This is a genomic window from Faecalimonas hominis, assembly GCF_054660755.1.
The window spans coordinates 76,367-97,881 of record NZ_BAAHSH010000049.1; the positions used below are offsets into that span (position 1 = coordinate 76,367).

The window sequence follows — 21,515 nt, forward strand, 5'->3', positions numbered from 1 at the left end:
TTGAAAGTGGGGTAAGGGGGTAAAATTCTTTCTATATAAAAGAGTTTTTTTATAATGTGTACCGAGAGTGAGGTTAAACGGGTCTTCATCTGTCGTTTATTGGAAATTTCCTGTATAAAGGTCTTCGGAAAATGGGATTTTCCTACAAAATATCAGGGGGAGCGGTCAGTGTTTTTCTGATTTTGTATACGGTGATGACGGGAGCGGGAGTATCCACCCTCAGAGCGTTAATGATGTTTCTTATTAAAATCGGGGCGGATATAACAGGGAGAGTATATGATTTGCCGACAAGTCTTAGTGTGGCTGCCGCTGTTATTATCTGCCGGTCTCCACAGTATTTCTTTGATGCGGGATTTTTACTTTCTTTTGGTGCGGTTCTTGGTATTATTTTGTTGAAGCCGATTTTAGAAAAACTCTTTCCATGTGAAAAGAAATGGGCGGAAGGTATCTGTTTCAGCGTAGCAATCCAACTTTTTCTGTTTCCGGTTACGCTGTATTTCTTTTTTGAAGTGCCGACGTATGCACTTTTGTTAAATATATTTGTTATTCCGCTTATGCCTTTTTTGCTTGGAATGGCGCTTTTTGGAGTTGCTATCTGCTTTATATTTCAGTCCTTAGGCGTATGGATTTTAAAAGGGAGCGGATTTTTTCTAACGCTGTACAACCGTTTATGTGAATTGGCGATGGAGTTTCCGCACCCGAGAATAGTTTTGGGAAAACCAAAATGGTGGCAGGTTGTAGTTTGTTATCTGCTTTTACTTCTTTTTATACTATATATGCAGAGAAAAGAGGAAAAAGTGGAAAAGAGATATAGGAAGGCGGTAATCTTTTTTTCTATATTTTTATTTACAGTCCCAAATAATCTCGCTAGAGGTGAATTGGAAATCACTATGCTGGACGTGGGGCAGGGAGATGGAATTTTCATGTGTGGTCCTGAAAAAGTGACCTATCTGATTGACGGTGGAAGCAGTGACGTGAAACAGGTGGGGAAATACAGGATAGAACCCTTTTTAAAGGCGAAGGGCGTGGAAACGGTGGACTATGTTTTTGTTTCCCACGGAGATTTGGATCATTTGAGTGGAATTGATGAGATGCTTGCGAGACAGAAAACAGGAATTACAATCAAAAATCTTGTTCTTCCCGCGAAAAAAGTGTGGGATAAGACGTTGACAAAGTTGGCAAACAAGGCGATTCGTTTCGGAACCAAAGTATTTGTTTTGCAAAAAGGGCAGCAGTTGACAGAGGGTGATATGAAAATACAGTGTATTTTTCCGAGCGATACTTATGAAGGGGAAGTGGGAAATGCAAGTTCCATGGTACTTTCCCTGCAATACGGAGAATTTGACGCACTGTTTACCGGGGACGTGGAAGGGGAAGGTGAAAAGGAATTGGAAGAGGAAATAAGCGGAAGGTATGATGTACTGAAAGTGGCGCACCACGGTTCGAAGCATTCTACGAAAGAGGAAATATTGGATAAACTGCGGGCAAAAATCGGGCTGATTTCAAGCGGGCGGAAAAACTCTTACGGACACCCGCATAAAGAATTGCTGGACAGGTTAGAAAAAGCAAATATATCCGCATACGGTACAAAAGAAAATGGGAGTGTTACCTTAAAGACGGACGGAAGAGAAATGGAGATAGAGTGCTATTTATTTTCCTTGCAGAAAAAATAAGATTTGATTATACTGTAGAGAGAATGTATGCGAGGAGAGAACGATGAAGAGTCTGAATGAAGATTTAAAGACAGGGAACTTTAAGCAGGTTTACCTTCTGTTTGGAGAGGAAAACTATTTAAAAAAACAATATAAGGACAGATTGACAAAGGCGTTGATTTCAGATGGGGATACGATGAATTATGCTTACTACGAGGGAAAGGGAATAGACGTTAAAGAAATCATTGATTTGTCGGAAACAATGCCTTTTTTCAGTGAGAGAAGGCTGATTGTCATTGAAAATTCAGGATTTTTCAAAAATGCTACTGCTGAACTTGCGGAATATATGAAAGAAATTCCGGAGACCACTTATTTCATTTTTGTGGAAACAGAGTTGGATAAAAGAGGAAAAATGTTTAAGGCGGTAAAAGATAAGGGGAGAATAGTTGAACTTGCAAGGCAGGACGAGAAAACTTTAGTGCGTTGGATTTATGGCAATGTAAAAAAAGAAGGAAAACAGATTGCGGAGTCAACTATTTACTATCTGTTGTCAAAGTGTGGAACGGATATGGAAAATCTGCAAAAGGAGATGGAAAAACTTTTCTGTTACACATTAAATAACGATGTGATTAATATGGAGGATATAGATGCAATCTGTACAACGCAGATTACAAATGAAATCTTTGACATGGTCAACGCGGTTGCGGAGAAAAAGCAAAAGAGGGCGTTGGACAGATATTATGATTTGCTGGCGTTAAAAGAACCGGCAATGCGAATTTTGTATCTTCTTTCCAGACAGTTCCGTCTTTTAATGGAAGTAAAGGAAATGGCAGGAGAAGGGTATGACAAAAAAACGATTGCTTCCAAGGCGGGGCTGCACCCTTATGCCGTAGGAAAATATATAGAGCAGTCGAGAAGTTTTTCGCAGGAAGAATTGAGAAAGATTTTGGAAGAAAGTGTGGATATAGAAGAGAGAGTAAAAACAGGACGTTTGGGAGATGTGCTGGCGGTGGAACTTTTCATTGTCAAATACTCTTCAAATAGTGTATAATAATCAATTAGATTAGAGTAATTGGAGGAAAAAACGTGGCAGGAATAGAACAGAGTAAAATACGAAATTTTTGCATTATTGCACATATAGATCACGGTAAGTCAACTTTGGCAGACCGTATTATTGAAAAGACAGGACTTTTGACGAGCAGGGAAATGCAGTCTCAGGTGCTTGACAATATGGAATTGGAAAGAGAACGTGGGATTACGATTAAGGCACAGACAGTCCGTACGGTTTACCGTGCAAAGAATGGAGAGGAATATATTTTTAACCTAATTGATACACCGGGACATGTAGATTTCAACTATGAGGTGTCGAGAAGTCTTGCTGCCTGTGACGGGGCAATTCTTGTTGTCGATGCGGCGCAGGGTGTGGAGGCACAGACATTGGCGAATGTATATTTGGCGTTAGACCATGATTTAGATGTTATGCCGGTCATCAATAAGATAGATTTGCCAAGTGCAGAGCCGGAGAGAGTTATCGAAGAAATCGAAGATGTCATTGGGATTGAGGCGGAAGATGCCCCGCGCATTTCAGCAAAAACCGGATTAAACGTAGATGACGTCCTTGAACAGATTGTAGAGAAAATCCCTGCACCGACAGGAGATGCAGACGCACCTTTGCAGGCGTTGATTTTTGATTCCGTATATGATTCGTATAAAGGTGTCATTGTATTTTGCCGAATCAAAGAGGGAACAGTGAAAAAAGGAACAACGATTCAGATGATGGCAACAGGGGCAAAGGCGGAAGTTGTGGAAGTCGGATATTTTGGAGCGGGACAGTTTATTCCTTGTGATGAATTGAGTGCGGGAATGGTTGGTTATATTACAGCGAGCCTCAAAAATGTAAAAGATACACGCGTGGGTGATACGATTACAAATGCGTCAAATCCTTGTAAAGAGGCGCTTCCGGGATATAAGAAAGTACAGCCGATGGTATACTGCGGTATGTATCCGGCAGACGGTGCAAAATATCAGGATTTAAGAGATGCTTTGGAGAAATTACAGTTAAACGATGCCGCGCTTCAGTTTGAACCGGAAACATCAATTGCATTGGGATTCGGTTTCCGATGCGGATTTTTAGGTCTTCTTCATTTGGAAATCATTCAGGAACGTCTGGAGAGAGAATATAATTTAGACTTGGTGACAACGGCACCGGGAGTTATCTACAAAGTGCATAAGACAAACGGAGAAGTCATTGACTTGACGAACCCGTCAAACCTTCCGGATCCTGCAGAAATTGACTATATGGAAGAACCTATGGTAAAAGCAGAAATTATGGTAACCTCAGAGTTTATCGGAGCGATAATGGATCTTTGTCAGGAAAGACGAGGCGTATATCAGGGAATGGAATATATCGAAGAAACGAGAGCGGTTCTTCATTATCATTTACCGTTAAATGAGATTATCTATGACTTCTTTGATGCATTAAAATCCCGTTCAAGAGGATATGCTTCCTTTGATTATGAAATGCTCGGTTACGAGAAATCCGAACTGGTTAAACTGGATATTCTTATTAATAAAGAAGAAGTCGATGCTTTATCTTTCATTGTGTTTAGTGGAAGCGCATATGAGCGTGGAAGAAAAATGTGTGAAAAACTGAAAGAAGAAATACCGAGACAGTTGTTTGAAATACCGATTCAGGCTGCTGTGGGAAGTAAAATCATTGCAAGAGAAACAGTAAAAGCAATGCGTAAAGACGTACTTGCAAAATGCTACGGGGGTGATATTTCCCGTAAGAGAAAATTGTTGGAGAAACAAAAAGAAGGAAAGAAGAGAATGCGTCAGGTGGGAAATGTAGAAATCCCACAGAAAGCATTTATGAGCGTATTGAAACTGGACGATAAATAACTTGAATTGGGGACGTAGTAAAATTGAGAAATGCTACGTCCCCAATTCAAATTTACCCCGTCCCTTTTTGGAGGAAATGAAGATGAGAAGAGATTTAGAACTATACATTCACATTCCGTTTTGCGTGAAAAAGTGTGCATACTGCGACTTTTTATCGGGGCCGGCAGACGAAGAAACAATGGAATATTATGTTCGGGCGCTTATCCGTGAGATAGAATCGATTGAAAGTATGAAAGAGATGTATCGGGTGGTCACTGTTTTTGTGGGTGGCGGCACCCCGTCTGTTTTGGGTGGTGAACAGATAGAAAGAATTTTTGCGGCATTGAGAGAAAAGTTTGCTATGGAAAGTGTAAGGGAAGTGACTATTGAGGCAAATCCCGGAACGGTAACGAGGGAGAAACTGAAAGCGTATAGGAGTGCAGGGATAAATCGAATTAGTTTCGGTTTACAGTCGGCAAATAACGGAGAATTGAAACAGTTGGGCAGAATACATACATATGAAGAATTTTTGGAAAGTTATATGCTGGCGAGGGAGGAAGGATTTGATAATATTAACATTGATTTGATTTCCGCCATTCCGAATCAGACGGTGGAAAGTTGGAAGAGTACGGTGGACAGAATTTTGAAATTGCAGCCGGAACATATTTCAGCGTACAGTTTGATTGTAGAAGAGGGAACTCCTTTTGAAAAAATGTATGGGGAGGACGGAAACAGAAAAGAAGAACTTCCAAGCGAGGAAGAAGAGCGTTTGATTTATCAAAAGACAAAGAAGTGGCTTCAAGAAGCGGGATATGAGCGATATGAAATTTCCAATTATGCAAAGAAGGGATATGCCTGCAGACATAATCTCGGTTACTGGGAGAGAAAAGAATATTTAGGTTTGGGACTTGGAGCATCTTCACTTATAGGAAATGTACGTTTTCAGAATACGGAAGAAATGAAAACATATTTGAAATATTCTGACGATGTAAGAAAAAGAAAACAGAATGAGGAAGTTCTGACAAAAGAGGAAGAACTGGAAGAAATAATTTTTCTCGGATTGCGTAAAAAGGACGGAATTTCTAAAAAGGAAGTGGATTTTTTTTGCGGAGAGCAGATAGAAAAAATGATTTGTCAGGGATTTTTAGAGGAAAAAGATGGGAACATTAGATTGACCGAGAGAGGAATTGACATCAGTAACTATGTGTTTGCGGAAATATTGGCGTAAATATACAGAAAGAAACAGCCTACCGCTGTTTCTTTCTGCATATAGGTTTTAATTAAAATTTTCCGATTACCTGTACTTTTTTCCAGTTCTTTTTCTCATAATCTTTTTTAGAAATACAGACAAATCCTTCTTCTTCCGCAAAACTAATATACCAGTCGGAAGGGTTTTCGTATCTTCCTAAATAAGTATATTCTTCTTTGGAAAGTTCTTTTTCTGTTTTGTTTTTCAAATCGTAAGATTTCATTTCTCCTGTGGCTTCTTTTATGTAATATATGACATTATCATAAACTTCAAAATACATAAAACTGTTCTGATGTTCCGTGCGGAAAACTTCTTTTGTTTCTTTTGTTTCTACATTAGTTTGAAAGACAATACAGTTTTTTTCGTCCCTGTTTAAATGGTATGCCATGCGATGTTTTTTATCATAATTTAGAAAAGTAAGTTGCTTTTCTTCAGATAAGTCAAAAAGTTTTTCCTCTTTTTTGGAGGTAGTATCGTAAATATAAAAACCACCGTCCGTTCCTATTTTTGTGTAAATGACAGAAGTTTCGTTTACTCCGACTAATAATATGGAATTGTTTGTATTGGAATAGATTTCAGGTTCTTTTAGAAGAGTAACATCACCTGTATCCAATGCGATTTCTACAATTCCCCATTTATATTCTATTGTATCAGCAGTTCCGTCTTCGTGTACAATCGGCTCGTCCAAAAGAGTGGAATACTCTACATTAAGAATCAATTTATTATCTGCGAAAAACATTGGCAGAGAAATTGAGCAGGATTGTGTGCTTTCTGTATCATTTAATTTAGCGATTACTTTTCTGTTCTTTCCGTTTTTATCACACTGATAAAGTGGAAGAGTTGGCTTATTAATATCAAAATAATAAAGTTTTCCTCGATAACAACCCATACCTGACTGGAATCCATTTTCTAAGTAAGCGTTACATTTGGCATTTTTATGTTTACAGTTCGGTTTATCGCAAAGAGGGATAGAGTCCTTTAATGCAAAGTCATAAAATTTCATCAGTTTTGTGTAACCGTCAATGTAATAAATACCTTCTTCCGTAATCTGCATACGGTTCGAGTGAACTTGTGAATAGTTTTCCTGTTTATTTGGTTTGTTTTGAGGTTCTTTCTCTTTTCCGCACGAGCAACAGAGTATGCAGCAGAGGAAGAGAGAAAGGAAAGTAAGTGTGTGTTTCTTTTTCATAGTCTACCTCGCTTTCTGTGTTTCTCTCCATTCCTGAAATTCCCTGTTCCATTCGGCAATGACTTTATCAATGCCCGCATTTTTATATTGTTGACGGAGATTTCCCTGCTCTAGTAAGGAATTAGCGGGGTTAGTTACAAGTGCAGAATAATCTTTATACCAAACTTGAAAAATGTTTTCCAATTCTGTCGTACAATTTTTGCCGATAAAATTAAATCCTAATAATTTAGAAGGAGTGGCGTTTTTCATTCGCTCAGGATAGAGAGTTTCTCTGTTTGGATCTTGTCCCACTTCTGTGTACCCGATAAGCGGGTTTCCCAAATGATTATTAATAGCATTTCTATTTTTAGTACCCAATTCCACTGCAAAATTTCCGTTTACATTGAAGTGTACATTTTTTTCACCCCAAAGTATTGCATTTGTTAAGTCTTTATCGGTGTAAACGGCACAGAGCAGACGGAAAGCATCTTCAGGATAAGGGCATTCTGATGAGATGCCTGTTTCTACAGCACTACAGGTAAGTTTCCATAGAGGTTCTTCTTTTAGAATTTTAGCTTCATGGGTTTCCCAAAAATGTTCATCTCCTATTTGGAAAGCATATGCTTCTTTACTGACGAAGGTAGATGATGCTTCTAAAAATATTTTAGGATTGTCAAGTGCGGTTTCCTGTTCCGGAGAGTATAAACCGGCATTATATAAAGAAGAAATTCCCTTAACATTTTCTCTATATTTTTCTGAATCATAAAGAAACTGTGCGGTAGTAAGGTCTTCCTTTTCGTTTATAACTAAAGGATAACAGTGTCCGAGAACATAAGTATATTCAAGTGGACAGGAAAGGGTTTCCCAAAAGTATGCGGTTGTTAAAAAGTTATTTTTATTTTCACCATTATATACTTTTTCCAAATCTTCTTTATATTTCCAAATTTCTTCAGTCCATGTTTCGGGGTGAATCTGATATTTATCAGCCAAAGTTTTATCCCAAATATATGCAGTTTGAAATGGGGCATATCCCGTACTTAATACGCCATATTGTTTGCCATTTACTTTGTAAGCGTCCCAAACATTTTGAGGTAAAGTTGCTTTTAATTTTTTCCCTTCTTTTGTTTGAAAATAGGAATCAAGAGGAATTACTTTTTTATCGACAATTGGTTTTATGTCGTTATACGTTTTTTTCCACAAATTTGAGCCAATATCTAAAATATCTACTTTTTTATTTTCTTCTTTTGTACTGAATTCAACTTGATAAGGATAGCCCTTTTCTTTTAAAATCTGATTGAAATAATCCTGATAATCAGACAAATCTCGTCTGGTTTGCCAGGTGATTGTTTTTATTTCCTTTTTGTCAGATGTGTCTTTGTCGTCTTTATTGCTATCACAACCTATTAAAAGCCCAATAAATGTAAAACTAAGAAGTCCTAACAGTAAATATTTTTTCATAGATAAACACCTCTTTTCTTTAGTCGAAATAATGATAAAAATTACTATATCATAGTTTTTTTAAGTTGTTTGTTAAATATATTATACAAAAATTTTGATAAAAATTCAATATAAGTATAAAAGATAAATAAAAATGATGAATTGACAAACAAAACTGACAATTCAATGATAGCCATCTTTTGACGCCACCACTAAAATCAGATATAATATATTTCATAAAGTAATCGAAACTACAAAGGAGAGAGAAACATGACATATAATGAATTGTTAGAACAGGCAAGACAGGAAGTCGGACCGTACTGCAAAGCCTGTCCGGTATGCAGCGGAAAAGCGTGTAAAAATCAGATACCCGGACCGGGAGCAAAGGGAACAGGAGATACTGCCATACGCAATTATGAAAAATGGCAGGAAATTCGTCTGCAGATGGATACGATTGGGAAAAATCAAAAAGCAGATACAACTTTCAATATTTTTGGAAAAACTTTTCGTTATCCGTTATTTGCAGGCCCGGTAGGTGCTGTCAATTTACACTACGGGAAAAAATATAATGATGAATCTTACAATAATATTTTAGTTTCAGCCTGTGCGGAAGCGGGGATTGCAGCGATGACAGGGGACGGCGTAAACGAAAATGTTATGCAGGTTGCGACAGAAGCGATTAAAAAAGCCAATGGAATCGGAATTCCGACAATAAAGCCGTGGGATATGGAGAAAATTAAAGAAAAAATGAAATTGGTAGATGCGTCAGGTGCATTTGCGGTGGCTATGGACATAGATGCGTCAGGATTACCGTTTTTACAGGCGGAAAATTCAGGGGCAGGGAAAAAATCGGTGGAAGAATTACATCGCATTGCGAAAAGTACATATGCTCCGTTTATCGTAAAAGGAGTTATGACAGTTCGCGGAGCGTTGAAGGCGGAGTCTGCGGGAGCAGATGCGATTGTTGTTTCTAATCATGGCGGAAGAGTGCTTGATCAATGTCCTGCAACAGCGGAAGTGCTTGAAGAAATTGCAAACGCAGTAAAAGGAAAGATGAAAATTTTCGTGGACGGGGGTATCCGTTCGGGAGCAGACGTATTTAAGGCACTTGCTTTGGGAGCGGACGGCGTCATTATTTGCAGACCATTTGTAACTGCGTTATATGGCGGCGGAGAAGAAGGTGTAAAATTATATATTGAAAAGGTAGGACAGGAACTTGCGGACGCAATGGAAATGTGCGGTGCAAATTCATTGAAAGAGATTACAAAAGAAATGATTTGGCGTCCTTAGGAAGAGAAAGGCATGGGAAAAAACTCATGTCTTTAATTTTATAAAAAATATATAAACACTATTGACAAACGAAAAACATAGTGCTATCTTAATACTCGCAAGGTGTTAGCACTCGAAAGTTATGAGTGCTAATAAAAAGAAAAGGAGGTAAGAGATGAAGTCAAATCAGGAACTAGATGCGAGAAAGATGAAAATTCTTCAGACAATCATTAAGACGTATTTAGAAACAGGCGAACCGGTTGGCTCAAGAACAATTTCAAAATATACAGACTTGAATTTAAGTTCTGCGACAATACGAAATGAAATGGCTGATTTGGAAGATTTAGGCTACATTATTCAACCTCATACATCGGCAGGAAGAATTCCTTCGGATAAAGGATACAGACTTTATGTCGACATGCTGATGGAAGAGAAAGAGCAGGAAGTCACCGATATGAAAGAGCAGATGCTCGAAAAGGCAGATAAGATGGATCAGTTGTTAAAGCAGGTGGCGAGGGTGCTGGCAAACAGTACCAATTATGCGACAATGATTTCTGCTCCGACTTATAATAGGAATAAACTAAAATTCATTCAACTGTCGCAGGTAGATGAGAATCAGATTATTGCCGTTATCGTAATGGAAGGAAATATCATTAAGAACAAGATTGTGACCGTATCAGAGTGTTTGGGAAATGAAACATTATTGAAATTAAATATGTTGCTGAATACAAACCTGAACGGAATGTCTATTGAAGAAATTAATCTTGGAATGATTGCAAGACTGAAAGAACAGGCGGGTATCCATAGCGAAGTTATCAGCGAAGTGTTAGATGCGGTTGCTGAGGCGATACAGTTAGACAATGATTTGGAAATCTACACAAGCGGGGCAACCAATATTTTCAAATATCCTGAATTGAGCGATAACCAGAGTGCACAGGAGATTATCAGTGCATTTGAGGAGAAACAACAGTTGGTAAGTCTTGTGACAGAGACACTTTCCAGTGAAGATAACAAAGGAATTCAGGTGTATATAGGAAACGAAACTCCGGTACAGACAATGAAAGATTGCAGTGTTGTAACGGCAACTTATGAATTGGGAGAGGGAATGCAGGGAACGATAGGAATTATCGGCCCGAAACGAATGGATTATGAAAATGTAATGAGGACGCTGAAGACACTTATGGTAGAGTTAGATGCGATATTTCATAAAGAACATTAGAAAGGTGGAACACCGGTGGATAAGAAGATGAGTAATGAAGAAATGGTAAAAGAAGCGGTGGAAGAGGCAAAGAAAAATGCTCAGTTGGAAAATGAAGAGACTGAAGAAGCCGTTGAGGAGGCAGAAGTAGAAGAAACTGAAGCCGAAGAGACAGAAGATAAAAAAGACAAAAAGTTATTCAAACGCAAGCCGAAGAAAGATAAGAAAGACGAGCAGATTGAAGACTTAACAGATAAATTAACAAGACAGATGGCAGAGTTTGATAATTATCGTAAACGTACAGAGAAAGAAAAAACAGCAATGTACGAAATTGGAGCAAAAGAGGTAGTTGAAAAAATCTTACCGGTTGTGGATAACTTTGAAAGAGGTTTGGCAGCAGTTCCGGAAGATAAGAAAGATGATTCTTTTGTAGCCGGAATGGAGATGATTTACAAACAAATAATGACTTCATTGGAAGAAATCGGAGTAAAACCGATTGAAGCAGTAGGAAAAGAGTTCAATCCGGATTTTCATAATGCGGTCATGCATATTGAAGACGAAGAACTCGGAGAGAACATTGTGGCGGAAGAATTCCAGAAAGGTTACACTTACAGAGAAAGCGTAGTACGTCACAGTATGGTAAAAGTAGCGAATTAAACCTGAGCACTTAGTGAGGTGTTTTCGAACTTAGTGCGAAGGTTGTCCGAGGAACTTGGCGAGGTGTTTCACGAGCCTGGTGAGTTGGACTTCCTTAATAGAAATTATAGGTATTTTAGAATTTAGGAGGAATTAATCATGGGAAAAATTATTGGTATTGACTTAGGAACAACAAACAGTTGTGTAGCAGTTATGGAAGGTGGACAGCCAACAGTAATCGCAAATACAGAAGGGGCAAGAACAACACCATCAGTTGTAGCATTTACAAAAACAGGAGAACGTTTAGTTGGTGAACCTGCAAAACGTCAGGCTGTAACAAACGCAGATAAAACAATTTCATCTATTAAAAGAGAAATGGGTACAGATTACAAGGTTACTATTGATGATAAAAAATATTCTCCACAGGAAATTTCAGCGATGGTACTTCAAAAATTAAAGGCAGATGCTGAAAGTTATTTGGGAGAAAAAGTTTCAGAAGCAGTTATCACAGTTCCTGCTTATTTCAACGATGCTCAGCGTCAGGCAACAAAAGACGCAGGTAAAATCGCAGGCCTTGATGTAAAACGTATCATCAACGAACCAACAGCAGCAGCACTTGCATATGGTCTTGATAACGAAAAAGAACAGAAAATTATGGTATATGACCTCGGTGGAGGTACATTCGATGTTTCTATCATTGAAATCGGTGACGGAGTTATCGAAGTATTATCGACAGCCGGAGATAACAAACTTGGTGGAGATGACTTCGACCAGAAAATCACAGATTATATGTTAGCAGAATTCAAACGTATGGAAGGTGTTGATTTATCTACAGATAAAATGGCACTTCAGAGATTAAAAGAAGCAGCAGAAAAAGCAAAAAAAGAACTTTCTTCTGCAACAACAACAAATATTAACTTACCGTTCATCACAGCAACAGCAGAAGGTCCAAAACACTTTGATATGAACCTTACAAGAGCAAAATTTGATGAATTAACACATGACTTAGTTGAAAGAACTGCAGAACCTGTTACAAGAGCATTGTCAGACGCAGGACTTACAGCATCAGAATTAGGTCAGGTATTATTAGTAGGTGGTTCTACACGTATTCCTGCTGTTCAGGATAAAGTAAAACAGTTGACAGGAAAAGAACCAAGTAAATCATTAAATCCGGACGAATGTGTTGCTTTAGGAGCATCTGTTCAGGGTGGTAAATTAGCAGGAGATGCAGGTGCAGGCGACATTCTTTTACTTGATGTAACTCCACTTTCATTATCTATCGAAACAATGGGTGGTATCGCAACGAGATTAATTGAAAGAAATACAACAATTCCAACAAAGAAAAGCCAGATTTTCTCTACAGCAGCAGATAACCAGTCAGCGGTAGATATCAACGTTGTTCAGGGAGAAAGACAGTTTGCAAGAGATAACAAATCACTTGGACAGTTCAGACTTGACGGAATTGCACCGGCTCCACGAGGAATCCCTCAGATTGAAGTTACATTCGATATTGATGCAAACGGTATTGTAAATGTATCTGCAAAAGATTTGGGAACAGGAAAAGAACAGCACATTACAATTACAGCAGGTTCTAACATGTCAGACAGCGACATTGAAAAAGCTGTAAAAGAAGCGGCAGAATTTGAAGCACAGGATAAGAAACGTAAAGAAGCAATCGATGCAAGAAATGATGCTGATGCAATGATTTTCCAGACAGAAAAAGCATTAAGCGAAGTTGGAGATAAGATTGATGCAAATGAAAAAGCAGCAGTTGAGGCTGATATTCAGGCATTAAAAGATATTTTGGCAAAATCGACACCTGAAAACGTTACAGACGCACAGGTTGAAGAAATCAAAGCCGGAAAAGAAAAATTAATGACAAGTGCACAGCAGTTATTTACAAAAATGTATGAGCAGGCAGGAGCACAGCAGGCAGGACCGGCACCTGAACAGCAGGCAGGTCCGGCGCCGGAAGGATTTAACGGTGACGATGTAGTTGACGGAGATTACAAAGAAGTTTAATTCTAACAGGAATAGGTAAGGAGATGTTCTGCGGAATTTGAGGAAATTCAGGTTTCGCAGAACTTCCTTGTAAATAAATATGAAAGGTAGATAAAAAATGGCTGAAACAAAAAGAGATTATTATGAGGTGTTGGGTGTTGACAGAAATGCTGATGACGCAGCACTGAAAAAAGCATATAGAGTGTTAGCCAAAAAATATCACCCTGATATGAATCCGGGAGATGCAGAGGCGGAGAAAAAATTTAAGGAAGCCTCAGAAGCGTATGCTGTGTTAAGTGATCCGGAAAAACGCCGTCAGTATGACCAGTTTGGACACGCTGCATTTGAAGGAGGCGGTGCAGGCGGAGCGGGAGGCTTCGGCGGATTCAGCAGCGCTGATTTCGGAGACATTTTTGGAGATATTTTTGGAGATTTCTTTGGCGGCGGACGTCGTTCAGGGCGTGCTAACAACGGTCCGATGAAAGGGGCGAATGTCCGTAAAGGAGTTCGCATCACATTTGAGGAGGCAATCTTTGGCTGTGAAAAAGAATTGGACGTTATTTTAAAAGAACCTTGTAAAACATGTAACGGAACAGGAGCGAAACCGGGGACAAGCCCTGAAACCTGTTCGAAATGTGGCGGAAAAGGACAGGTTGTCTATACACAGCAGTCTTTCTTTGGAACGGTGCAAAATGTACAGACTTGTCCTGATTGTCACGGAAGCGGAAAAATTATTAAAGAGAAATGTTCAGATTGTGGCGGAACAGGCTATGTTTCTACGAAAAAGACGATTAAAGTGTCCATTCCTGCAGGAATTGATAACGGTCAGAGCGTAAGAATCCGTGATAAAGGCGAACCGGGTGTAAACGGTGGCCCTAGAGGAGATTTACTCGTAGAAGTTACAGTGTCAAGACACCCTATTTTCCAGAGACAGGACGTACATATTTTCTCTACGGCGCCAATTACATTTGCTCAGGCGGCGTTAGGCGGAGATGTGCGCATTAAGACAGTTGATGGGGAAGTTATTTATACGGTAAAAGCGGGAACAAAGACAGATACGAAAGTAAGGTTAAAAGGAAAAGGTGTTCCTTCTCTCCGCAATCCGCAGCTTCGCGGTGACCACTATGTAACGTTAGTGATTCAGACACCGGAAAAATTAAGTGCGGAAGCAAAAGAGGCTCTTCGCAAGTTTGATGCATTGACGGGGAATTCTTTACATCAGGAAGAACCGGTGGCCGAAGAGGAAAAGAAAAAACCGAAGAAAAAAGGTTTTATGGATAAACTAAAAGAAACCTTTGAGGACTAGTCATGGAAGAAAAGATGATATGTCGCAGGGCGGAAATAGCTGATTTGCCTGAGATAATGGAAATCATTGATAATGCGAAAGTATTTATGCGGGCATTTGATATGGACCAGTGGCAGAATGGTTATCCGAATGAGGAAGTGTTTCGACGTGACATTATTTTGGAAGAATGTTATGTGGCAATTTGTGATAACGAAACGGCGGGGGTTATGGTTGTGACACCTGTGCCGGAAGAGTGTTATAAAGAAATAGAAGGACAGGGCTGGCTGACGGATAGCGAACCATATATGACAATTCACCGCATGGCAGTGGCAGAAAAATACCGAGGCACAAAAGTTGCGGAGGAAATGATTTCTTTTGCGGAAAATTTGTGTATGAAGAAGGGGCGAAAAAGTCTCAGAACAGACACGCATAAGAAAAATCTGGCTATGCAGAGATTTTTGGAAAAGCAGGGATTTTCTTATTGCGGTGTAGTGGATTATAAAGATACCGCAGGGGATACTTTGCGGATAGCATATGAAAAAATAAATTAGAGATTTCCCAAATGTCAGATGGGTTGGCGGCATTTGGGAAATTTTTGTATGAAAGGGAATGGATTTTTTTACTGTTTTCATGTAGAATAGGGAAAAAGAGAGGTGAAAAGATGCAATATAAATTATTTGAAATAGGGCCGGTTACGGTGTACAGTTATGGATTGCTTATTGCAATCGGAATAGTTTCGGCGTTTTTTGTCGCTGAAGGGAGAGCAAAGAAACAGGGTTTAAATGGAGAAGAAATATATGGTTTGGGAATATTAGGACTTATCGGAGGCGTAATAGGAGCAAAATTATTATTTTTTCTCACGGAAATAAAAAGTATTATGGAGAACCCGAAAATTTTGTTAAGTTTCTCGGAAGGGTTTGTTGTTTACGGGGGAATACTCGGAGGAATACTCGGAGCGTATATCTATTGTAAATGGAAGAAACTCCCGGTGCTTAAATATTTTGATGTGGCAGTTCCCTCACTAGCACTTGCGCAGGGATTCGGAAGAATCGGGTGTTTTTTGGCGGGGTGCTGCTATGGACGGGAAACAGGTGCGTGGTATGGAATTACTTTTCACGATTCCCCGTTTGCACCGAACGGAGTGTCTTTGATTCCGACACAGTTATTGTCAAGCGGAGCAGATTTTCTGCACTTTTTCCTGTTGATTTACATTGCGGGAAAGAAGAAAAAGGACGGTATTGTCGTTGTTTCCTATATGATTTTCTATAGTATAGGAAGATTTCTTATCGAGTGCCTGAGAAATGATCCGCGTGGAAATGTAAGTATTTTATCTACGTCCCAGTTTATTTCTATTTTCATGCTTATAGCAGGTTTAATTGCACTGGTGATGTTGAAAAAGAAAGAACAGGATAATTAAGAAAGAGGAATTGCATTTTGCAGTTCCTTTTGAATGTACAGGAGGAGGGAATTATGTTTACCGGAGTGAGAAAACGGCAGACAAAAAATGAATTGGGTATTGACTGGAAACAGTTTTACAAAAATGTACTTGTGCTGGTTGTTCCCATGGCGTTACAGAATTTGATTAATGTCGGTGTAACGGCAGCGGACGTAATGATGCTTGGAGCGGTAGGGGAAGACGTACTTTCAGGCGCTTCTCTGGCAGGGCAGATTCAGTTTATTATGACGCTGATTTTTATGGGAATTACATCGGGAGCAACGGTACTTACAGCACAGTATTGGGGAAAAGGCGACACGAGAACGATTGAAAAAATATTGGGAATGGGACTTCGTTTTGGCTGTATTGTCGCACTTCTTTTCAGTTCGGGAGCGCTGTTTTTCCCGGAGACGCTGATGAGAATTTACACAAGTGAGCCGGCTGTCATTGCAGAGGGTGTAAAATATTTGCAGATAGTGGGTTGTTCCTATATTTTTATGGCGTTTACGCAGGTGTACCTAAATATTATGAGAAGTATAGAGAGAGTAGTGATTGCGACAGTTGTGTATATGATTTCTCTCTGTGCAAACATCACTATCAATGCGATATTAATCTATGGCCTTCTGGGATTCCCTGCCTTGGGTGTGCGCGGTGCAGCCATTGGAACGCTCATATCAAGAATTATTGAATTTGCCATTGTGATGTGCTATGCACATTTTAAAAACAAAGTGGTGAAAATCCGCTTATATGATTTATGGCACACAGACAGGGTATTGTTGAAAGATTATTTAGTTTATTCTATGCCGGTTGTTTTAAACGAATTGATGTGGGGAATGGGAAGTTCAGCGAACACGGCGATTATCGGACATTTGGGAAGCGCGGCGGTGGCAGCGAACTCCGTGGCACAGGTTGTGAGACAGTTGGCGCAGGTGGTTGTGTTTGGTATTTCCAATGCCACGGCAATTTATTTGGGGAAAACAATCGGTGAAAAGAAATTGGAGCATGCAAAGGCATATGGAAAAAGATTTACCGTGCTGAGTTTGATTTTGGGAATTTTAGGAGCTGCGGTGATTTTGATTTCCGCACCGATAGCAAATGCGACTATGGCTTTATCCGAGGAAGCACAGGGGTACCTTGTGTTTATGTTCTTTGTTATGTCTTATTTTGCGATTGCGCAGGCAGTCAACTGTACGCTTGTCGTGGGAGTTTTCCGCTCGGGCGGAGATACAAAATTCGGTCTTGCACTGGACGTTGGAACGATGTGGGGCTGCTCGATTCTTTTGGGAGCGGCGGCAGCGTTCATATTCCATTGTAGTGTGCCGGTAGTTTATGTTATACTAATGAGTGATGAAATTATTAAACTGCCATTTACGATTAAACGATTCTTCAGTTACAAATGGCTGAGGGACGTTACCCGTGATGATTTGGCAGATGTTTCATAAATAAGATGCAAAAGCATTTTAAATTTATAAATAAAAGGAGAGTTTAATTATGAAAGTAGTATCAACAGAGAAAGCACCAAAAGCATTAGGACCATATTCACAGGGATATGTACATAACGGAATTTTTTATTCCGCAGGACAAATCGCCATCAACCCTGAGACAGACACTGTTGAGGCGGACGATATTGCAGGACAGACAGAGCAGGTTTGTAAAAATGCAGGAGAAGTTTTAAAAGCAGCAGGAAGTTCATTTGACAAAGTGCTAAAGACAACATGTTTCTTAAGTGATATGGCAGACTTTGCAGCATTTAACGAAGTTTATGCAAAATACTTCACATCAAAACCGGCAAGAAGTTGTGTGGCAGTAAAAACTTTACCGAAAAACGTACTTTGTGAAGTGGAATTAATCGCAGTAGTGGAAGAATAGGAAGTGAAATAAAATGGCAGAACAGGAAAAGAATGGTTCATGTTCACCGGAGAGTTGTTCTTCATGTGAACATGCCGGCTCTTGCCCAAGTAAAATGGACTTAAAAGTTCCGGCAAATGAATACACACATGTAAAAAAAGTAATCGGAGTTGTCAGTGGAAAAGGCGGGGTCGGGAAATCAATGGTAACGGCTTCCCTCGCCAGAATGATGAGAGAACAGGGATATTCAGTAGGTATTCTTGATGCGGATATTACAGGACCTTCCATTCCGAAAATGTATGGAATTCATGAGCATGCAGTTGGAAACGAATTAGGAATGTTCCCGTGTATAGCGAAAGATGAGACAAGAATCATGTCTGTAAATCTTCTGTTGGATTCGGAAGATACGCCTGTTATCTGGAGAGGACCTATTATTGCGGGAGTGGTAAAACAGTTTTGGAACGAAGTGCTTTGGGGCGATTTAGACTATCTGTTTGTAGACATGCCTCCGGGAACGGGAGATGTTCCGCTTACAGTGTTCCAATCACTTCCTCTTGACGGTGTTGTGATTGTATCTTCTCCTCAGGATTTAGTACAGATGATTGTAAAAAAAGCGTACTATATGGCGAGACAGATGGATATTCCTATTTTAGGAATTGTGGAGAATTTCAGCTATTTGGAATGCCCCGACTGTAAGAAGAAAATTTCCGTATTCGGTGAAAGCCATGTGGAAGAAATCGCAAAAGAATTAAATATAGATGTACTTGGGAAAATGCCGATTGATCCAAAATTGGCGGAAATGGTAGAACAGGAAAAATTCTATGAAGTACATCATGATTATCTGAAAGATGCCATTGATAAATTAGCATAAAACAAGAAAGACAGTTGATTTCAATAAAAGAAGTTGACTGTTTTTTTTGTTGAATAAAACAGTTGCAAACGTGTGTTCTGTGTGATAAGATATAAGAAACAGAACATATATTCGAGGTGTGGTATGAGAATTGCGGAAAAGATGTCCATAGAGGAGAAACTGAATATATTGACAGATGCGGCAAAATACGATGTTGCCTGTACTTCCAGCGGTGTGGATAGGAGAAATGACGGTACGGGAATTGGAAATTGTGTGAAATCCGGTATATGTCATAGTTTTTCGGCGGACGGACGTTGTATTTCTCTGTTGAAGATTTTATTTACAAACGAGTGTATTTTTGATTGCAAATATTGTATTAACCGTTCTTCTAATGACGTTCCGAGAACTTCTTTTACTCCTGAGGAGGTCTGTACACTGACGATGGAATTCTATAGGAGGAATTATATTGAAGGGTTGTTTTTAAGTTCGGGAGTATTGAAAAGCCCTGACTATACAATGGGGCTTCTCTATGAGACACTTTATAAATTGCGGACAAAGTATAAGTTTCAGGGCTATATTCACGTAAAGGCAATTCCGGGTGCAAGTCAGGAATTGATACAGAAGACGGGTTTTTTGGCAGACAGAATGAGTGTGAATCTGGAACTTCCCACAGCAGAAAACCTGCGCCTTCTTGCACCCCATAAGACAAGAGAGAACATATTGAAACCGATGAGACTTGTTCAGAATGTTATGAATGAGAATAAACAAGAGGTGGCGTTATACAGAAATGCACCGCGTTTTGTTCCTGCCGGACAAAGTACACAGATGATTATTGGCGCAACACCGGAAACGGATTTTCAGATTATGCATGTGGCAGAGTCTTTATATAAGAAATTTGGGCTAAAGAGAGTGTTTTACTCCGCATTTGTGCAGGTGAATGAAGATTCAAACTTACCGGCAAGGACCGATGAAGGTCCTCCGCTGCTTCGTGAACACCGCTTATATCAGGCAGACTGGCTGCTGCGATATTATGGGTTTGAAGCGAAAGAACTTTTGTCGGAGGACAGTCCAAATTTTAATGTTCTATTTGATCCAAAGTGTAATTGGGCGCTGAAGCATTTGGACAACTTTCCGGTGGAAGTAAATAAGGCGGATTATTATACGCTTTTAAGAGTTCCGGGTATAGCACACAAGTCGGCATCAAGAATCATTAAAGCGAGAAAGACGACAGTTCTCGGGTTCGATGATTTAAAGAAAATGGGGGTAGTGTTAAAACGGGCATTATATTTTTTGACCTGCAATGGGAAAATGATGTACCCGACGAAAATCGAGGAGGACTATATTACAAGGAATTTGTTGAGCGCACAGGGGAAAACGCCGGCACATATTCAACAGATGACGTACAGACAGTTATCCTTGTTTGATGATGTGAACTTCAGAAAGGAACAGGTTTTTGATGAAAAAAGTATTTATTTGTGAGAATACGATGACAGGTATATATTCGGGAATTTATGATGCGTGGAAGATGAAACCGACAAGAGAGCAGGTGGGGGTTGCTCTAAGAGGGAATATAGAGCAGGAACTGTTCTGCGAATATGTGGAAAGTGAGCCGTCAGAAAAGAAAGCGGACGCAGTTGAGCATATGATTCAGAAGCACTTGGGAATGGAAGTGTACCGGGAAATCTATCATGCGATGCTTTCGCATAATACCGAAAAAGGCAATGCTGTACTAGGAATGATGATTGAGGCAAGGAATATTCCAAATAGCAGAAGGATAGCGGAACATTTAGGAAATGAAGATGTCTGTAAAGTATTTGAACTGAGCAGGAGAGTATCGAACGAAGCGCACTTTTTCAAGGAGATTGTACGGTTCAGGGAATTGTCAAATGGAGTTCTATTTGCGGAAATTGAGCCGGAAAATCAGATACTTACATGTATCGCGGAACACTTTGCTAACCGTCTTCCGTTAGAAAACTGGCTGATTTATGATGCAGTTCATAATATGACTCTGATACATCAAAGAGAAAAGCACTGGTTTTTGGTTACTGGAGAAAAGCCGGACAGAGAAAAAACTGCTTTGTACTCTCACAAAGAAAGGCAAATGGAAACCTTGTGGAAAGGGGTATGCGAAAGTATTTCCATTAGTGAGAGAGAAAATTATCGCTTACAGAGACAGCATCTTCCTCTGAAATATCGCAAGCATATGGTGGAGTTTACACAATAATTTTGTCGAATCAGGTCGAAAATTGGTAAACCATGACATTGACGAGTGCTGTGGATATGTGGGATAATAATAGATGGCTCAAATGAACAAAGTTTGATATAAAATAGAAAAGAGGGTTCGTATATGAGACGAGAATATAAAATCAGATTGTCAGAAACATCCGATGTGAAAGATTTTGTGACTTCGGCAGAAAAATGCGATTTTGATATTGATATATCTTACAATAGGTTTATTATTGATGCAAAATCTATTCTTGGCGTATTGAGTTTGGACTTGACGAAAGTTTTGACAGTACAATGTGCAGAAAAAAATGCAGACTTTGAGAAGACAATCCAAAAATATTGTGTGGCATAAAAGAAGAAGTGAAAGGGGCTGTTGCAAAA

Annotated in this window: 19 protein-coding genes; 17 read left to right on the top strand and 2 right to left on the bottom strand. The window is 39.4% G+C overall.

Annotated features, from left to right (window positions below; all coding sequences use genetic code 11):
• The first annotated feature begins 89 nt into the window (after positions 1 to 89).
• The 4 genes from ACYQ35_RS09455 (at position 90) to hemW (ending at position 5,760) form a co-directional block, all read left to right on the top strand.
• Entirely contained in the window at positions 90 to 1,673 is a 1,584-nt protein-coding gene (locus tag ACYQ35_RS09455; protein WP_459832816.1) for a DNA internalization-related competence protein ComEC/Rec2, read from the top strand.
• A gap of 43 nt (positions 1,674 to 1,716) precedes the next feature.
• Positions 1,717 to 2,703 carry a DNA polymerase III subunit delta gene (gene holA / locus ACYQ35_RS09460; RefSeq protein WP_459832776.1) on the top strand — a complete coding sequence of 329 codons (987 nt, stop codon included), beginning with the start codon at positions 1,717 to 1,719 and terminating at the stop codon, positions 2,701 to 2,703.
• Positions 2,704 to 2,738: 35 nt separating this feature from the next.
• Positions 2,739 to 4,553 (top strand): translation elongation factor 4, encoded by a 1,815-nt coding sequence (gene lepA / locus ACYQ35_RS09465; protein ID WP_009460733.1) that lies wholly within the window; start codon positions 2,739 to 2,741, stop codon positions 4,551 to 4,553.
• 82 nt (positions 4,554 to 4,635) lie between these two features.
• A complete protein-coding gene (gene hemW, locus ACYQ35_RS09470) occupies positions 4,636 to 5,760 on the top strand; it encodes a radical SAM family heme chaperone HemW (RefSeq protein ID WP_009460735.1) in 1,125 nt (374 codons plus the stop codon).
• A gap of 52 nt (positions 5,761 to 5,812) precedes the next feature.
• Here the strand turns inward: hemW and ACYQ35_RS09475 are convergent, their stop codons facing one another.
• Positions 5,813 to 6,970, bottom strand: coding sequence for a hypothetical protein (locus ACYQ35_RS09475; RefSeq protein WP_459832783.1), 1,158 nt, complete (start codon positions 6,968 to 6,970; stop codon positions 5,813 to 5,815).
• Positions 6,971 to 6,973: 3 nt separating this feature from the next.
• Complete coding sequence (locus tag ACYQ35_RS09480; RefSeq protein ID WP_459832785.1) at positions 6,974 to 8,407, bottom strand: DUF3502 domain-containing protein; 1,434 nt, start codon at positions 8,405 to 8,407, stop codon at positions 6,974 to 6,976.
• A gap of 249 nt (positions 8,408 to 8,656) precedes the next feature.
• Between ACYQ35_RS09480 and ACYQ35_RS09485 the strand changes: the two genes are divergently transcribed.
• The 13 genes from ACYQ35_RS09485 to ACYQ35_RS09545 all read left to right on the top strand — a co-directional run bounded on the left by ACYQ35_RS09485 (position 8,657) and on the right by ACYQ35_RS09545 (position 21,486).
• Entirely contained in the window at positions 8,657 to 9,676 is a 1,020-nt protein-coding gene (locus ACYQ35_RS09485) for an alpha-hydroxy-acid oxidizing protein (RefSeq protein ID WP_459832788.1), read from the top strand.
• Between the two features lie 154 nt (positions 9,677 to 9,830).
• The gene (gene hrcA, locus ACYQ35_RS09490; protein WP_009460743.1) at positions 9,831 to 10,874 is read left to right on the top strand and encodes a heat-inducible transcriptional repressor HrcA; all 1,044 of its coding nucleotides are present in this window, start codon (positions 9,831 to 9,833) and stop codon (positions 10,872 to 10,874) included.
• 27 nt (positions 10,875 to 10,901) lie between these two features.
• Positions 10,902 to 11,510, top strand: a complete 609-nt coding sequence (grpE, locus tag ACYQ35_RS09495; protein ID WP_009460745.1) for a nucleotide exchange factor GrpE — start codon at positions 10,902 to 10,904, stop codon at positions 11,508 to 11,510.
• Between the two features lie 138 nt (positions 11,511 to 11,648).
• A complete protein-coding gene (dnaK, locus tag ACYQ35_RS09500) occupies positions 11,649 to 13,511 on the top strand; it encodes a molecular chaperone DnaK (RefSeq protein ID WP_009460747.1) in 1,863 nt (620 codons plus the stop codon).
• 97 nt (positions 13,512 to 13,608) lie between these two features.
• Positions 13,609 to 14,796, top strand: coding sequence for a molecular chaperone DnaJ (gene dnaJ, locus ACYQ35_RS09505; protein WP_459832793.1), 1,188 nt, complete (start codon positions 13,609 to 13,611; stop codon positions 14,794 to 14,796).
• 2 nt (positions 14,797 to 14,798) lie between these two features.
• Positions 14,799 to 15,326, top strand: coding sequence for a GNAT family N-acetyltransferase (locus tag ACYQ35_RS09510; protein WP_459832795.1), 528 nt, complete (start codon positions 14,799 to 14,801; stop codon positions 15,324 to 15,326).
• 110 nt (positions 15,327 to 15,436) lie between these two features.
• On the top strand, positions 15,437 to 16,192 hold the full coding sequence (locus tag ACYQ35_RS09515) for a prolipoprotein diacylglyceryl transferase (protein ID WP_459832798.1): 756 nt from the start codon (positions 15,437 to 15,439) through the stop codon (positions 16,190 to 16,192).
• A 53-nt stretch (positions 16,193 to 16,245) separates the two neighbouring features.
• Positions 16,246 to 17,652 carry an MATE family efflux transporter gene (locus ACYQ35_RS09520; protein WP_459832801.1) on the top strand — a complete coding sequence of 469 codons (1,407 nt, stop codon included), beginning with the start codon at positions 16,246 to 16,248 and terminating at the stop codon, positions 17,650 to 17,652.
• A 49-nt stretch (positions 17,653 to 17,701) separates the two neighbouring features.
• Entirely contained in the window at positions 17,702 to 18,079 is a 378-nt protein-coding gene (locus tag ACYQ35_RS09525) for a RidA family protein (protein ID WP_009460757.1), read from the top strand.
• Between the two features lie 13 nt (positions 18,080 to 18,092).
• A complete protein-coding gene (locus ACYQ35_RS09530; protein ID WP_009460759.1) occupies positions 18,093 to 18,929 on the top strand; it encodes an Mrp/NBP35 family ATP-binding protein in 837 nt (278 codons plus the stop codon).
• A gap of 123 nt (positions 18,930 to 19,052) precedes the next feature.
• Positions 19,053 to 20,387 (top strand): putative DNA modification/repair radical SAM protein, encoded by a 1,335-nt coding sequence (locus ACYQ35_RS09535; protein WP_459832807.1) that lies wholly within the window; start codon positions 19,053 to 19,055, stop codon positions 20,385 to 20,387.
• A complete protein-coding gene (locus ACYQ35_RS09540) occupies positions 20,365 to 21,132 on the top strand; it encodes a TIGR03915 family putative DNA repair protein (RefSeq protein ID WP_459832810.1) in 768 nt (255 codons plus the stop codon). Before ACYQ35_RS09535 ends, ACYQ35_RS09540 begins: the two co-directional genes overlap by 23 nt.
• Positions 21,133 to 21,255: 123 nt before the next feature.
• A complete protein-coding gene (locus ACYQ35_RS09545) occupies positions 21,256 to 21,486 on the top strand; it encodes an HPr family phosphocarrier protein (protein WP_009460765.1) in 231 nt (76 codons plus the stop codon).
• Positions 21,487 to 21,515 lie beyond the last annotated feature (29 nt).